Source organism: Paenibacillus sp. NRS-1781, from assembly GCF_050467745.1.
GTDB classification, from domain to species: domain Bacteria; phylum Bacillota; class Bacilli; order Paenibacillales; family Paenibacillaceae; genus Paenibacillus; species Paenibacillus terrae_A.
Genome location: NZ_JBITPI010000049.1, coordinates 150,116 through 166,031 on the forward strand (window position 1 = coordinate 150,116; position 15,916 = coordinate 166,031).

The 15,916-nt window shown below is 49.6% G+C and carries 16 protein-coding genes; 15 read left to right on the forward strand and 1 reads right to left on the reverse strand.

The features are described 5' to 3' along the window. Positions 1 to 12: 12 nt before the first annotated feature. On the reverse strand, positions 13 to 882 hold the full coding sequence (locus ACIFO6_RS18865; protein ID WP_430042809.1) for a YitT family protein: 870 nt from the start codon (positions 880 to 882) through the stop codon (positions 13 to 15). A 212-nt stretch (positions 883 to 1,094) separates the two neighbouring features. Between ACIFO6_RS18865 and ACIFO6_RS18870 the strand changes: the two genes are divergently transcribed. From ACIFO6_RS18870 to ACIFO6_RS18940, 15 genes are all read left to right on the forward strand, one after another. After that, complete coding sequence (locus tag ACIFO6_RS18870) at positions 1,095 to 1,424, forward strand: nucleotide pyrophosphohydrolase (protein WP_044648452.1); 330 nt, start codon at positions 1,095 to 1,097, stop codon at positions 1,422 to 1,424. Between the two features lie 50 nt (positions 1,425 to 1,474). Continuing rightward, complete coding sequence (locus tag ACIFO6_RS18875) at positions 1,475 to 1,993, forward strand: tetratricopeptide repeat protein (RefSeq protein ID WP_430042811.1); 519 nt, start codon at positions 1,475 to 1,477, stop codon at positions 1,991 to 1,993. A gap of 29 nt (positions 1,994 to 2,022) precedes the next feature. Next, the gene (dapB, locus tag ACIFO6_RS18880) at positions 2,023 to 2,826 is read left to right on the forward strand and encodes a 4-hydroxy-tetrahydrodipicolinate reductase (protein ID WP_430042812.1); all 804 of its coding nucleotides are present in this window, start codon (positions 2,023 to 2,025) and stop codon (positions 2,824 to 2,826) included. Between the two features lie 58 nt (positions 2,827 to 2,884). Continuing rightward, positions 2,885 to 3,322, forward strand: coding sequence for a methylglyoxal synthase (mgsA, locus tag ACIFO6_RS18885; RefSeq protein WP_430042815.1), 438 nt, complete (start codon positions 2,885 to 2,887; stop codon positions 3,320 to 3,322). Next, complete coding sequence (bshB1, locus tag ACIFO6_RS18890; protein ID WP_430042817.1) at positions 3,319 to 4,011, forward strand: bacillithiol biosynthesis deacetylase BshB1; 693 nt, start codon at positions 3,319 to 3,321, stop codon at positions 4,009 to 4,011. The genes mgsA and bshB1 overlap by 4 nt, the downstream gene beginning before the upstream one ends. A gap of 130 nt (positions 4,012 to 4,141) precedes the next feature. Beyond that, complete coding sequence (bshA, locus tag ACIFO6_RS18895; RefSeq protein WP_430042820.1) at positions 4,142 to 5,305, forward strand: N-acetyl-alpha-D-glucosaminyl L-malate synthase BshA; 1,164 nt, start codon at positions 4,142 to 4,144, stop codon at positions 5,303 to 5,305. A gap of 71 nt (positions 5,306 to 5,376) precedes the next feature. Further along, a complete protein-coding gene (locus ACIFO6_RS18900; RefSeq protein ID WP_430042822.1) occupies positions 5,377 to 6,699 on the forward strand; it encodes a CCA tRNA nucleotidyltransferase in 1,323 nt (440 codons plus the stop codon). Further along, positions 6,692 to 7,672, forward strand: a complete 981-nt coding sequence (locus ACIFO6_RS18905; protein ID WP_430042824.1) for a biotin--[acetyl-CoA-carboxylase] ligase — start codon at positions 6,692 to 6,694, stop codon at positions 7,670 to 7,672. The genes ACIFO6_RS18900 and ACIFO6_RS18905 overlap by 8 nt, the downstream gene beginning before the upstream one ends. 338 nt (positions 7,673 to 8,010) lie before the next feature. After that, complete coding sequence (gene panB, locus ACIFO6_RS18910) at positions 8,011 to 8,892, forward strand: 3-methyl-2-oxobutanoate hydroxymethyltransferase (protein ID WP_430042825.1); 882 nt, start codon at positions 8,011 to 8,013, stop codon at positions 8,890 to 8,892. Next, on the forward strand, positions 8,889 to 9,797 hold the full coding sequence (gene panC, locus ACIFO6_RS18915) for a pantoate--beta-alanine ligase (protein WP_430042826.1): 909 nt from the start codon (positions 8,889 to 8,891) through the stop codon (positions 9,795 to 9,797). The genes panB and panC overlap by 4 nt, the downstream gene beginning before the upstream one ends. Continuing rightward, positions 9,790 to 10,173, forward strand: a complete 384-nt coding sequence (panD, locus tag ACIFO6_RS18920; protein WP_430042828.1) for an aspartate 1-decarboxylase — start codon at positions 9,790 to 9,792, stop codon at positions 10,171 to 10,173. Before panC ends, panD begins: the two co-directional genes overlap by 8 nt. An 82-nt stretch (positions 10,174 to 10,255) precedes the next feature. After that, positions 10,256 to 10,903 (forward strand): tetratricopeptide repeat protein, encoded by a 648-nt coding sequence (locus tag ACIFO6_RS18925; protein ID WP_430042829.1) that lies wholly within the window; start codon positions 10,256 to 10,258, stop codon positions 10,901 to 10,903. Between the two features lie 158 nt (positions 10,904 to 11,061). Beyond that, complete coding sequence (dinG, locus tag ACIFO6_RS18930) at positions 11,062 to 13,929, forward strand: ATP-dependent DNA helicase DinG (RefSeq protein WP_430042831.1); 2,868 nt, start codon at positions 11,062 to 11,064, stop codon at positions 13,927 to 13,929. Positions 13,930 to 13,974: 45 nt separating this feature from the next. Further along, complete coding sequence (locus ACIFO6_RS18935) at positions 13,975 to 14,628, forward strand: redox-sensing transcriptional repressor Rex (RefSeq protein ID WP_430042832.1); 654 nt, start codon at positions 13,975 to 13,977, stop codon at positions 14,626 to 14,628. Beyond that, positions 14,615 to 15,916, forward strand: coding sequence for an amidohydrolase (locus ACIFO6_RS18940; protein WP_430042834.1), 1,302 nt, complete (start codon positions 14,615 to 14,617; stop codon positions 15,914 to 15,916). The genes ACIFO6_RS18935 and ACIFO6_RS18940 overlap by 14 nt, the downstream gene beginning before the upstream one ends.

The following is a 15,916-nucleotide window of genomic DNA, read 5'->3' on the forward strand; positions in this document are numbered from 1 at the left end:
CGGAATTCCGGGCTATTCCTCTTTGAAGCCCTCCCCGTGTACATCATGCACATCCTGAATGATGATGAACGCTCGTGGATCAACCGACTTCACAATTTGATGCAAACGCCGTATTTCCTGACGGGATACCACGCAGTATGCAACATGCTTGGTCTGCTTCGAAAATGCCCCTATAGCCGGAATGATAGTAACACCGCGATCCATATCCTGTGTAATAATATCCACAATATCCATCGTATGGTCACTGATAATCATGAAGGCTCTGGCTGAATAGGCTCCTTCCTGTATAAAATCAATAATCTTGGACGCGATAAACACAGCGACCAGCGTATACAGGATTTTTTCCTTGGGTATGTACAGCAGCGATGCGCCGATGATGACGATATCAATCACCAGCAAAATTCTCCCCATACTCCATCCAAACTTCCGGTTCAAAATACGAGCAATAATATCCGACCCGCCAGTGGTACCGCCAAACCGGAATACGATGCCCAATCCTGCCCCGAGCGTAACCCCGGCATATAATGAAGAAAGTATAAAATCGTGTTCAGTCTGAAATGTGCCCATCCACCCGAGGTGAATCATTTTTTCAAACAACCACAGAAAAAAAGTGAGCGCCCCGATGCCGACTCCGGTATAAATAATTTGCTTGCCGCCAAGCATTTTCCATCCAATTAAAAATAGAGGAATGTTCAGGAGCAATGTGGAGAGGGATGGAGATATCGAGAAAGCATAGTTCAGCAGGAGGGTGATGCCTGTGATGCCGCCTTCCATCAGCTTGCTGGGTATAATGAAATAAAGCAGGCCAAATGCATAAATAGCAGTGCCGAGCACAATGGGTAATATGATTTTAAGCTGTTCAATAGACTTGGATGTTTTCATATAATCCCTCACAATGGCAAATTAAGATGAACGATTTGATATTGATTTTGGAGCAGATCGTAGATCCTTATGTTTAGTATACCTTTTTATGGTAGCTTTAAAAGACAGACCATTACAAGACGTGAGTAATTTCACATTAAAAAATATTTGTTTTCAAATGTGCTTTACGATAACATATGAATAAACCTGCACATTAGAGGGGATTGTGTTTCATGGAAAAATCGCTTGATGAAATTCAACGTGAGGTAGACCAATATATTTCCCAATTCAAAGAAGGATATTTCAGCCCGCTGGCAATGCTGGCCCGGATGTCCGAGGAAGTCGGGGAGCTGGCCAGAGAAGTCAATCATTCCTTTGGCGAGAAACCGAAAAAAACGGATGAGGCCGACAATTCGATTGAGCTGGAATTGGGGGACATTTTGTTCATCACGGTCTGCTTTGCAAACTCGCTTGGTATTAATTTGACCGATGCTCATGATAAGGTCATGCATAAATTTAACACACGTGATGCAAATCGCTGGACCAAAAAGGACACCGTTTAGGCGTTTTGTACATATGCTGTACCAAACCGGTTACCCGGAGGTGCAGTGTCATGAAGGCGGAGGAATACGTTCAGAAAGCTTATCAGTGTATTTTACAGAACGATTTTGAGCAGGCCGTGGAATGGTTTGAAAAAGCGATTTCCACCCAGCCTGATCACGCGGAGCATTATTTCCGCTGTTCGGTCACCTATGCCCGCAGCGGGCGGATAGAGCAAGCGCTTGCTTATGCGGGCGATGCAGTTCGTCTGGCTCCGCAGCAGGATGAATATGTGTTGCATTTGCATACGCTGGAGGCCAGACAGCAGACGGAGAAGGCCAGAAAAATGCTGGATGTCGACAGAGCTACGCCACAGGTGCGCAGAGATGCAATCCTGCTGCTTGAACGGGCGATTGCCCTTGATCCGCTATGTGGTGACGCTTTTATGCTGCTTGCATTGGTTTATGATGAAATGAACGAATATAAGCTGGCTGTGCAGGCTGCTCGTGAGGCGGCTGCGTTGTTTCCTCACAATGAACAGCTTGCCAATCTCATGAAGAAGTTATGCCAGCAAATGAATGAACAGATCTAGCATGAATTGATGCATAAGGAGTTGTAAGAATGCCAGAGCAAATAAAAGTGGCTGTCGTTGGAGCAGCTGGTCGTATGGGCCGTGAGGTTGTAAAATTGGTTCTCCAGGATGAAGAACTTCAGCTGGTAGCTGCAGTAAACAGAACGCATGCCGGCAGTGATGCCGGCCTTCTCGTCGGACTTCCGGAAGCGGGCGTCGCTATTATGGAGGATGTTGAGCAGGCTTTGCTGGATAGTCGTCCGGATGTGATGGTAGATTTTACAGGTCCTCGTTTTGCGTACGCACATACAACGCTTGCCATCAAGCATGGCGTTCGTCCTGTTATCGGGACAACGGGATTTACACCGGAGCAGATTGATGAACTGGACAAGCAGTGTCGGGAACAGCAAATTGGCGGTCTGATTGCGCCTAACTTTTCAATAGGAGTTATTTTGATGATGCGGTTTGCTGCTCAAGCTGCTAAATACTTCCCTCATTTGGAGATTATCGAATATCACGGCGATCAGAAATTGGACGCGCCATCGGGAACGGCAATTAAGACCGCAGAACTGATCGCTGAGCAGCGTCAGGAGTTGCGTCAAGGGAGCCCGGAGGAGGAGGAAACGCTCGAAGGATCACGCGGCGGCTACTACCAAGGTTTCCGTATCCACAGTGTCCGTCTTCCGGGTGTATTCGCACAACAGGAAGTTATTTTTGGAGGATTTGGACAATCCCTCAAGATTCGTCAGGACTCTTACGAACGAGCAGGCTACATGCCCGGCGTCAAAATCGGCATTCAAAAGGTAATGGAGCAGCCTGGACTTGTATATGGATTTGAGCATTACATGGATTAAGAATAACGCGAATGAATGGACGAACGGTGATTACAGAATGAGGCAGGGGGAATTTCGAATGTTCAAGATTGCATTTATAGCGCATGACCGCAAAAAAGATGAAATGGTTAACTTTATAACCGCGTATGAGCATGTTTTTACAGGACATCAATTGTATTCAACAGGTACAACGGGTCTGCGCATTATGGAGCAAACGAAGCTTCAAATTCACCGTTACATGTCAGGACCGCTCGGAGGGGACCAGCAAATCGGAGCCATGGTCGCGCAAAATGATATGGATCTGATTATCTTCCTGCGTGATCCGCTAATGGCACAGCCGCATGAGCCGGATATTAATGCGTTGCTGCGTCTGTGTGACGTACAGGGTATTCCTTTGGCGACGAACGTCGCGACAGCTGAAATATTGGTTAAAGCGCTGGACCGGGGCGACTTTGCTTGGCGTGAGCTGGTACATAAATATAAACCAGGCATTGATCAGCAGGATGGTATAAAATGACACTGGACATATTGATTTTTGGAGCTCATGCCGATGATGCTGAAATTGGTATGGGAGGTACGATTGCCAAGCATACAGCCGCTGGTTTAAGGGTGGGCGTGTGTGATTTGACGCGTGCGGAAATGTCATCCAATGGCGATGTAGATACCCGCATGGCAGAAGCTGAGGACGCTTCAAAAGTGCTGGGCCTTGCTGAGCGGACGAATCTGGGACTGCCTGATCGAGGTTTGTATGTGACACCTGAGAATGTAGCCGCAGTGACCACGGAAATTCGGCGTCATGCTCCGAGAATCGTATTTGCTCCCTACTGGGAGGATCGGCACCCGGATCATGTCATGTGTAGCAAGCTGGTGGAGGAAGCGGTGTTTAACGCCAAGCTGCGGCGATTGATGCCGGAACAGCCTGCGGTGCTGGTCGAGCAATTATATTTTTATTTCATTAATGATATCGGCAGAACGGATCTGATTGTGGACATTACGGAGCATGTTGAAGCCAAAGAGCAGGCATTACTATGCTATGCTTCCCAATTTCAGGCTGCACAGGGTAAAGACACGGTATCCACGCCATTAAACCAGGGGTATGTCGAGCGTGTAAAAGCCCGGGATTCGTTGTTGGGTCAGCGTAAGCTGATTTCGTATGCAGAGGGTTTTGCGTCCAAAACGCCTCATCTGGTTAAGCTATTCACATAAGGGATTATAAAAATCCAGACACATAAACAATAAACAGAATCCGTTCGTGTAGCGGTTATAGATACGCACTGATTGGTGCGGCACCGACATTGAAAAGTCATTACCGGTGGACGGAAGGAGGCAGCTTAACTTGAATGACAAATTGAAAATCGGAATTACCTGCTATCCGTCGTTAGGCGGTTCCGGCGTAGTGGCTACAGAACTGGGCAAGCTGCTTGCCGAAAAAGGGCATGAGGTCCATTTTATTGCCAACAGTATTCCGTTCAGATTAGGCGGGGAATTCCAAAAAAATATTTTTTATCATGAGGTTGAGGTTAACGACTATTATGTATTCAGATATCCGCCTTATGATCTGTCGCTGGCGACCAAAATGGCTCAGGTCGCACAAATGAAAAATTTGGATGTACTCCATGTTCACTATGCCGTACCGCATGCGGTATGTGCTTATTTGGCCAAAGAAATGGTGGGTGACCATCTCAAAGTGGTAACCACGCTTCACGGTACGGACATTACGGTGTTGGCGCAGGATGAATCTTTGAAGGATCTAATCCGGCTAGCGATTAACAAAAGTGACGCGGTAACAGCGGTTTCGAAGGATTTGATTCGGGAGACGATAGATGCGCTGGAGATTACACGCCCGATTGATTTGACCTACAATTTTGTGGATAAAAGAGTGTATTATCCGCGGGATGCAGCTGCGCTACGGAGAGATTTTGCCCAGCCTAATGAAAAGATTATGATGCACATTTCAAACTTCCGTCCGGTCAAAAGAGTGGGGGACGTGCTGGATATATTTGAAAGAGTGCAACGCAAAGTACCTGCAAAGCTGCTGTTGGTTGGGGAAGGACCCGACCTTCCAAAAATTCGCTGCAAAATTGAAAGCTTGGGCTTGCAGGATAAAGTATTCTTTTTGGGCAAGCAGGATCAGATCGCTGAAGTGATTTCCATGGCGGATGTGCTGCTGCTTCCATCGGAAAAAGAAAGCTTTGGACTGGTTGCACTGGAAGCGATGGCTTGTGGAGTACCAACGATTGGTTCCGAGGCAGGAGGAGTGCCTGAGCTGGTTGTTCACGGGAGTACAGGTTATCTTGCTGAAATCGGCAATACGGAGAGGATGGCGGAATATGCGGTGCAGCTGTTATCGGACGAAGCGATGGCAGAGCGTTTTCGTGAAGCCTGTCTGGTGCGGGCTCGTACTGTATTCTGTGATAAGCTGATTACCCGTCATTATGAGGAAATATATTACCGTGTGTTGGGACGCGAGGTGCCGGATCTTAAACCGATGAGCGTTTAAGAAGGCGGACTCGCGTCCGTTTTTTGTATGTTAAGTCTTTTGAAAACTTTATAAGCAAAGGGGGAAACCCTGTGAAAATAAACACTTGGCAATATGCTGATCCGGAAATGGCTCTTCATGGAAAGGAAGTCATTCATACGCTAACCACAGCCGGCTACGAGGCTTACTGGGTCGGCGGTTGTGTGCGGGATGAACTATTAGGACGCGCTATTCATGATATGGATATGACCACATCGGCTGAACCGGAACAGGTCATAGCACTGTTCCCCCATGTCATTCCGACTGGAATTCAGCATGGGACGGTTACGGTGATGCAGGGCGGGCATCCGTTCGAGGTGACCACTTTTCGAACAGAGAGCGGTTATACCGATCATCGCCGTCCGACAGAAGTCGCTTTCGTGAAGGATATCCGCGAAGACCTGATGCGGCGGGATTTCACGATGAACGCGATTGCAATGGATGAACAAGGGAAAAGGGTGGACCCGTTCGGAGGGAAAGCCGATTTACGCGCCGCTATTGTTCGTTGTGTGGGACGAGCCGAGGAACGTTTCGAAGAGGACGGGCTGCGAATGCTGCGTTGCATTCGTTTTGCCTCCGTATTCCGGTTTCGTATAGCCTACAACACATGGAAAGGCATGATCCGTCGTAAAGAGGGACTTCGTTACATTGCGATGGAACGCGTGCGGGCTGAGCTGGAAAAGATGCTGGCAGGACCGGACCCGTTGCGTGGACTGGAAATGCTGGGTCGCAGCGGCTTGCTCGCGCGTACGAAGGCTCCCGTTCCCTGGGAACAATGTGAAGCACAGGCGCTTAGCGGGATGGTACAACTGCCGGAAGAACTACGATGGGGTTTGCTGCTGCTGTCTTGCAGACTTACCTCAGAGGCAGCGGATGAGCTGTTAAGAGCATGGACTTTCTCCAACGCTGTACGTTTGCGGCTGGTACATCTGTTAGAATGGGAGCGTGAGCTAACGGACAGGGCTGTTGGGATAGCAGACAGTTCCACTTCAGTGGAAGATGAAGGAATCAACGATGAGGCGCTACGCCGTAGTTGGATTCGACTGTTAATTAAATGGGGACGGGATACCTCGTCAGACTGGCTTGAGCTTTACAAAACACTGCCTGCTTCGTTCCGCAAATTACCGCCACAGGCAGAAAAGCAAGTAGCGAGAATGGCTGAACTGGCAGAAGCGTGGACGAAGCAAACCGCAGTCGTTCGTATCAAAGATTTAAATATTACAGGAAATGAACTGGTTCAGGCGATGAATCAACCGGGTGGTCCTTGGCTCGGTCAGACAATGGAACGACTTTTGCTGGCGACCGCCTGCGGAGATATTCCAAATGTAACAGAAGCATTGCTTCAAGAAGCGAAACGGGTGATGAGCAGTGAATAATCATGAAAGACTGTTAGGCATACTGGAGGAAGATACATCAGATTATGTATCCGGGGAGGAAATCAGCCGCCGCCTCTCGGTGAGCCGTACAGCCGTATGGAAGCAGATCAACAAACTGCGTGAGCTGGGCTACAACATTGAAGCTTCCTCGCGTAGGGGTTATCGGATTGTGTCCCGACCCGATCGACTGGAAGTCTCTAAACTGGCATATATGCTAAATACCCAATCGTTCGGACAACGTATAGTTGTGCTGGACTCGACGGTCTCTACCCAGCAGGATGCGATGCGTCTGGCAGAAGAGGGTGCACAGCAGGGGACGGTAGTTCTGGCGGAGGAACAGACGGCGGGCCGGGGACGTTTGGGCCGAAAGTGGTTTTCACCTCGGGGCAAAGGCATCTGGATGAGCATTGTGTTGCGACCAAGCCAGCCCTTGGCCTTCACTCCACAGTTAACGCTGCTTACAGGCGTAGCGGTATGCAGAGCCATTCGTCGGTTGACGGGTGTGGAAGCTGGCATCAAATGGCCGAATGACCTGCTTGTTCATGGGCGCAAAGTGTGTGGTATTCTGCTGGAATCTGCAACAGAGGATCAACGGGTCCGCTACTGTATTGCAGGTATTGGCATTGATGTTAATTTAAATACAGAGGATTACCCAGAAGAGCTGTCACGGTTGGGGACATCCCTGAAAATAGAGGCTGGTCGCGAAATTGATCGTACTGCACTGATTGTCGCTGTGCTCGAAGAGATGGAGCAGCTATGTGCGCTATATGCGGATCAGGGCTTTAAGCCTATTGCTATGCTGTGGGAGGCGCTATCCGTGACGATGAATCGCTTCGTGCGGGCACATACGGGACAAGGAAAAGCGGTGGAAGGTACAGCCGTTGGTTTGGACCCTTCCGGTGCGCTAGTGATTGAAACGAAGCAAGGAGAGCGAATACAGGTCGTTTCCGGTGATGTACAATTGCAGGGGTAGCCTTAGCTGAGCATAGCGACTATAATTGTTCTTTTTCTATGCAAAATTTCACGTGAAAAAGCGGATGTTTTTTGTTATACTGTGCAGGAGGCGGCATCGGACGGTCCGAGCTGCACTCCGGGGCACATGCTCCACCACTGCAAGCAAGTTAGACCATCATAACTTCATTTGAAGGTTACGTTGGATTCTGCTCTGAGCCGAACAGGACCGAGACAGAAGGGACGATCTCAAAATGAGTGTCTTTTTTGGCTGTTCGGACCTTTTGATGACGCAATTGTACAGGCGCTCATAAAAGGTTATTTTTTGTGCCAAAAAAAGATGGAAGGGAGCCATGTACCATGGCAGGCAAGCAAGCACTGAATATTGTGAAAATGAAAAAAATGAAGCAGGAGGGCATTCCGCTGAGTATGCTGACCGCCTATGATTATCCCTCGGCTAAAATAGCCGAAGAGGCGGGAATTGACATGATTCTCGTGGGTGACTCGCTGGGCAACGTCGTACTCGGCTATGATTCGACCATTCCCGTAACACTGGATGACATCGTGTATCATTCCCGAGCGGTAGCCAGAGGCGCGGAGCATACGTTTATTGTAGCGGACATGCCGTTTATGACATATCACAGCAGCGTATCGGAAAGCCTTCAGGGCATCCGTCGGCTGATGCAAGAAGGACATGCGCATGCTGTCAAATTGGAGGGCGGTACAGAGATTGCCGACGTCGTAAAAGCGACTGTTCAGGCAGGCGTGCCCGTACTTGGTCATATCGGTCTTACACCACAGTCGGTCAATCAACTTGGCGGCTACCGCATTCAAGGCAAGGACGAAGCGGACGCACGGCGGCTGCTGGCAGACGCCAAGGCGCTGGAGCAGGCGGGTGCCTTTGGCATCGTGCTGGAATTGGTGACTGAGGAAGTGGCAACGGCTATTTCCAAAGAACTATCCATTCCGACCATCGGAATTGGTGCAGGACGCGGATGTGACGGTCAGGTGCTTGTTTATCACGATCTGATTCAATATGCTTCACCTTATTACAACAAACGTTTTGTCAAAACCTATGCCGATGTTGGCGGCTTGATTCGCACCAGCATTGAGCAGTATGTGAGCGATGTGAAGGGACGAGCCTTCCCGGCTAAAGAGCATGTGTTCAGCGCCGACGACAGCGTTGTAGAGGCTCTCTACGGACACAAGATAGAGCAGGCAAAGGTGGAATCTCGGTCATGATTATCGTAAGAGAAGTGGCTCAGCTTCGACAGGCAATTGCTGAACGTCGGCAGCTTGGTGCTGCTACACAGCAACATACAGTCGGCTTTGTGCCGACGATGGGGTATTTGCATGAAGGCCATGCAAGTTTAATGCACAAAGCGCGTGAAATGGCAGATACGGTGGTACTGAGCATTTTCGTCAACCCGATTCAATTCGGGCCTAATGAAGATCTCGACAGCTACCCCCGCGATGAAGAGCGTGATTTGGAGGTGGCGCGGCGTGAAGGTGTGGATATCGTATTTTTGCCAACTGTAGCAGAAATGTATCCGCAGCCAACCCGTACGAAAATTCGCGTATCCTCTTTAACGGATCGGTTATGTGGTGCTTCACGTCCAGGGCATTTTGACGGTGTGACCACCGTGGTTGCCAAGCTTTTTAATATGGTAGGTCCTGATCTGGCCTTCTTCGGCATGAAGGACGCGCAGCAGGTAGCGGTGCTCCAGCAGATGGTGACCGACCTCAATATGAATGTCACCATCGTTCCTTGCCCCATCGTCAGAGAGGCCGACGGTTTGGCCCTCAGCTCGCGTAATGTGTATTTGAGCGCGGAACAGCGAGAGCAGGCGTTGGTACTGTCACATTCACTGCGTAAGGTGTGTGAAGTGAGCGAGGATGTTGTGCAAAACTCGCTTACGATCCTTCAGCTGTACCAAATGGTGGAGTCCACTATTACTTCTTCACCTTTGGCAGACATTGACTACATTGAAATCTTAACCTTCCCCGGCCTGGAGCCCCTTCCTCCCGAGCAGCGGCTAAGCGATGTTGAAGAAGACATCATTGTAGCCCTGGCTGTAAAGTTTGGGAACACCCGGCTGATTGACAATATAAGAATACAGAAGGCGGAGGTGCTCTCCCATGTTTAGAACGATGATGAAATCCAAAATTCACCGGGCGACGGTTACCGAAGCCAACCTCAACTATGTGGGTAGTATTACCATTGATGAGGATTTAATGGAGACTTCCGATCTGCTGGAGAATGAAAAGGTACAAATTGTGAACAATAACAACGGAGCCCGGCTGGAAACCTACGTTATTCCAGGACCGCGTGGCAGCGGCGTAATTTGTCTCAACGGCGCAGCAGCGCGTCTGGTGCAGCCTGGAGATACGGTCATTATTATTTCCTACGCTTCCATGTCGAATGAAGAGGCCAAAACATACAAACCGACCGTTGTATTCGTCGATGAACATAATAAACCGGCCCAAACGGCCAACAAGGAAGTACACGCCACGATCTTGTAATGAATGGGAGTACGGATGAAACCCGCCCTTTAAGCGAAAGATGTGAGTGTATTAATCCATCTTTCGTAAGGGCGGGATGCACATGTTCCAGCATGTATTCGCAGAAATGAACAGCATGTTAGATGATATCGTGAAGCATTACCCATCAGCCCAGGGCTCCCGCAGGCAGGAGTTGCTACAGCACTGGAGTTTGCTGCGGAGAATGAGTGATGGAATTATGGATGAATGGCTGGCCTTTGAGGAAAAAATGGTTCGCCTGCGGGCTGCCGGTTTTTCCACAGAGTCTTGTATGTCTGGCACGGAGCTATCTGAAAAGGCACTGCCTGAAAAGGAGCTGCCAGCCTTTACTCGGGGTCAAGGGTATTACCAACTGCTCATGTATCCTGAGGCCATCTGTCAGTTTGAACAGGTGCTACAGCATTTTCCGAACAGCTGGCAGAGCCGTATGTATATGGGGATGGCGTATTTTCAACTGGAGGATACAGCGGAGGCTGTGAGCCAATTTCAGAAGGTGCTGCACCTGACAGAGCAGTCCGGGCTGAAAGCGGTCATCTATAATGCTCTGGGCTGTCTTATGGCGAAGCAGGCTGATGTAGAGGAGGCGCAAAAATGTTTTGCTCTCGCGCATCAGTTCGATCCTGCATTGCTCGAGCCGCTGCACAATATGGAGGCCTGTTTGTCTGGTGCCGAAATGCTTCGGTACGACAGCTCCATGATGACCTGGCTGTAGTTGTCAGACTTCCGATTGAGACGAGGCATGCCCACCTTCACAGGCGGTGTGTGCATCGTCTTTTTTGGCTGCCTTAATTTCCAAACAGGCGATCTTCTGATATGCTGTTATACAGAGTTATTATTTTTGTATGTGTCAAAAGAAAGGATTAAGCCCGAATGAAATTTGCGGTATTGGATTTTGAAACGACAGGCACCCAGTCCGCGGATGACATCATTCAAGTCGGACTTGCAATTATAGATCATGATAACAGCATTTCCCGTGTTTACGGTTCTTATGTGAACCCTGGCAGATCCATTCCGCCTTTTATTACCGGGTTGACCGGGATTACAGACGATGACGTCAAGGAGGCTCCTGCCCTTGAAGAGATGATGATGGAGCTTGTGCCTATGCTGGACGATGTCGTGCTGGTCGGTCATAATGTGGCGTTTGATTTTAATTTTTTGCAAAACGCTTTGGATCGGTGCGGGTACTTGCCGTTTACTGGAAGAATTTTGGATACGATGGATTTTCTGAAAATCATGTTTCCATCGCTATCTTCCTATCAGTTGGGTTTTGTTTCTTCTGAGTTCGGGCTGGCGCATGACCGACCTCATCAGGCAGACAGCGATGCGTTGGCTACGGCTGAAGTGTTTTTAAAATGTCTGGATGAGCTTCACGCGCTGCCTTTGATTACGATACAGCGGCTCAGCGATTTGTTCGCGGAGGAAGACAGTGACCTCGGATGGTTTTTGGACGGGGTGCGTGAAGACAAAGAGCATGATCCTATTCAGGATTTGGAAGGTCATCAGTTTTTTCGTCAGCTTGCGCTGAAGGTAGAGGATTGGACGGAGCTAAATGCCCCTCGCAGAGAGGACGATCCCAATCCGCTGGCAGGCGTTTCCTTTGAGGAATACATGGATGATGTGCGAGACAATTTACGTTCATCCTTGAGCCAATATGAGGAACGCGAAGCGCAGACGCAAATGATTGAGGGTGTCAATCAGGCGCTGAGTGAGGACAAGCACCTGTTGATCGAGGCGGGTACGGGGACAGGCAAGTCCCTCGGTTATTTGCTCCCTTCGCTATATCACAGTGTGAAAAATGGACAGCGAGTCATGGTTAGTACGCATACGATCAACCTGCAGGAGCAATTACGCGAGCGTGATATTCCGATGCTGACCAAGGTGATCCCTTTCCCGTTCCGGGCTGCCATTTTTAAGGGCCGGGGACATTATTTGTGTCTGCGTAAGTTTGAACATAAAATAAACAGAAGAGACTTCGCAACGCCGAAGGAAGATTTAATTACAGCGGCCCAGATGATTGTCTGGCTGACGTTAACAGAAACCGGTGATGATGAAGAATTGAATCTGAGCAATCGTGGCGGAGATTTTTGGGAAACGGTGGCCAGTGATTCAGAGTCCTGTCTTGGTCGTTCTTGTCCATGGTTTCGCAAATGCTTTTATCATCGTGCGCGCCACGAGGCGGGAATAGCCGATGTGGTCATTACGAATCATTCCAAGCTTTTTACGGACGTAAAAGCGAGTCATCAGCTGTTGCCGAGCTATGAGCATCTGGTCATTGATGAAGCGCATCATCTGGAGGAAGTCGCTGGTAAGCACCTGGGCATGCATATGAAATATTTCACACTCGTGCATACGCTGACCCGGTTGTTCAAGGACAGCAAGAACGGACAATTGCCTTCGCTGCGTCAGCAGTTGGCAAAGTCGGGGCATGAGAAATCGACCGATTGGGCTTCTACCATTGACCAACTGTATCCGCTCGTGCTGGAGGTCAAGGAGACTTGGGATCTGCTGAGCGACAAGCTGTTTGGCATGCTGCCGGAGCGAAGTGATGCGACACCGGGCGAAACAGGGCAGTTTTCTTCCCGTCTCAAGCCGTCGGCCAAGCCTGCCAAGTGGGATCAGGCTGCTGCGCTGGAAAATCAGCTTTATGTAACGATGAGCGAAATTTTGCGCAGGGGCGACAAGCTGATGCTCGATGTGAAGGAAGAACATGACGATTATGCGGCTGACAGCCTCATTACAGATATTACGGGGCTGCTTAAGGATTTGGCAGGCATTAGGGAAAGCTTGCGCTTTTTCATGCGGATGGATGATGAGACGACCGTATATTGGCTCGAAGCGAGCGGACAGTTCCGCAGCAAGTCGCTACAATTTTATGCGGTGCCCGTCGATGTGAGCCGCCAGCTGAAAGAAATGTTTTTTGACAAGAAAAGGAGCATTATTCTGACGTCTGCTACCTTGTCGGTGGATAAGTCGTTTCAGTACATGACCGATCAGCTCGGCTTGCAGGAGGCCGCAGATCAAGGGCGGCTGATGACTACGCAGCTCCCGTCACCCTTTAACTACAGGGATCAGGTGTTGCTAGTCATTCCAAGGGATTTCCCGAGCGTGAAGGGCAGTGTAGGAGATGAGCATTTTGTAGATATGCTCGTCAGCTCGCTAGGTGCGACTGCCCAAGCGACGCGGGGGAGAATGCTCGTTCTCTTTACCTCCTATCGCATGCTCCGGCAGGTGTATGAGCCGCTTAAGGAGGCGTTAGCATCCAGTGACATCACCGTGCTGGGGCAGGGCGTGGACAGTGGGAGTCGCAGCAAGCTGACCCGACGTTTTCAGGAAGCTAAAGCTTCTGTGTTGCTGGGAACCAGCAGCTTTTGGGAAGGCGTCGATATTCCGGGCAAGGCGCTGACGTGTCTGGCTATCGTCCGCTTGCCGTTCCAACCGCCCAATCACCCGCTGCTGGAGGCTAAAAGTGAGCTGCTCCAGCAGCAGAAGAAAAATCCTTTTATGAAGCTGTCTGTTCCACAGGCTGTCATTCGCTTCAAACAGGGATTTGGACGTTTGGTACGTACCGCGAGCGACCACGGGGTTGTTATCGTTTATGATACGCGTGTGATCGAATCCTATTACGGGAAGCACTTTTTGTACTCGTTACCGGGACCAAAAATGGAGCATATGCCGACGGAGCAAATGGTGCCCCGTATCGCCGAGTGGCTCCAATCCGCCCCGGAGACAGAGGTATAACGGACGGACATCTATATATATCCGTTACAATTAGGGGGAGCATGTATGAAATCAGATAAAATTTCAGAGGCTGTCGTACGGAGGTTACCCGTATATTTACGTTATCTGAATGCACTGCACAAACGGGAGGTGGCTACGGTCTCTTCCCAGGAGTTAGGACAAAGACTGGATTTGAATCCGGCTCAAATTCGTAAGGATCTAGCGTATTTTGGAGATTTTGGCCGTAAGGGTATCGGCTATGATGTTACTTATCTTATCGAGAAAATACGCCATATCCTGAAAATCGATCAGCAAATTAACGTGGTATTGGTCGGAGCAGGTAATCTGGGGCAAGCCCTTTCGAATTATAATGCTTATTTAAAAGACAATATGAAAATTGTAGCAGTATTTGATGCTGTGCCAGATAAGGTCGGAACCAAGATCAATACGCTGGTCGTACAGCCAATGGATGAACTGGAAGCGACCGTGAAGGAACAAAACATTCGGATCGGGATTATTACCGTACCGGATTTTGAAGCTCAGAACGTGGCTGACAGGCTCATAAATAGCGGGATTGGAGCGATTTTGAACTTTGCCCCGACCACTCTCAAAGCACCAGCAAATATTCGAATACATGTCACAGATTTTACAACAGATTTGTTAAGCCTCGCTTATTATTTGGAAGACGGAAAGGAAGATATGCAACATGATGGAAAATAAATGGATGATTAAGAACGGCTCTTTTGCCGTGAACAGACCGGAAGCGGGGGTAATCCACGGCTATATGATCGTGGAGGACAGCCGCATTACCTATATTGGCGAGACTTTGCCAGCGGGTGAGGAAGAGACGGAAGCAATTGATGGTAACGGGCTGCTGTTTTTACCTGGCCTGATTAATACACATGGTCATGCGGCGATGTCTCTGCTGCGCGGGCATGGGGACGATCTGGCTCTTCAAGTATGGCTTCAGGAAAAAATGTGGCCGATGGAAGCCAAGTTTACGTCTACGGATGTGTACTGGGGTACGTCCTTGTCCGTGCTGGAAATGCTGAAAGGTGGTACAACCACCTTTTTGGACATGTATGATCATATGGACGAGGTGGCTCGTGTAGCTGAAGAGTCCGGCATTCGTGCCAGTCTGATGCGTGGAACGATTGGATTATGTTCGGAGGAAGAGCAGCGGATCAAGCTGGCTGAGGCTGTGAATTTTGCGCGTAATTGGCATGGAAAAGCAGACGGTCGCATTACGACTATGATGTCTCCGCATGCGCCGTATACGTGTCCGCCTGCGTTTATCGAAAAATTCGTGCAGGCTGCGCATGAGTTGGACTTACCGTTGCATACGCATATGTCCGAAACGATTGCCGAAGTAGAGCAAAACGTACGCGACTACGGCTTGCGCCCGGTTGCGCATTTGGATAAGCTCGGCTTTTTCTCCCGTCCATCGCTTGTTGCCCATGCTGTTCATTTGAATGACGAAGAAATAGCTTTGTTGGCTGAACGTGGTGTAGCGGTTTCGCATAATCCGGGCAGCAACTTGAAGCTGGCGAGCGGTGTGGCAAGAGTGCCTGATCTGCTCCGTGCAGGCGTTACTGTCTCTCTCGGAACAGACGGTCCCGCCAGTAACAATAACCTGGATATGTTCGAGGAAATGCGTCTGGCTGCACTCATTCACAAGGGAGTATCTGGCGACCCAACCGCAGTTCCTGCGGGTGAGGCGTTGCGTCTAGCAACGGAGTACGGAGCGAAGTCGATTGGCTTGAATGAGGTAGGGGCGCTGGCAGCAGGCAACAAGGCTGACTTTATCGCGCTTGATCTCAATCAGGCTCATTTCTTGCCGCGTACGGATCTCATTTCCCATGCGGTATACTCTGCAAGCGCCAAAGACGTAGCCCATGTATGGGTTAACGGTCGTCAGGTTGTGAAAAACGGTGAGTGCCTGACTATGGATGAGGAACGTATCAAGCATGAGGCACAAGCCGCCTTTGAAGGGCTGCTGTCGCGCTAA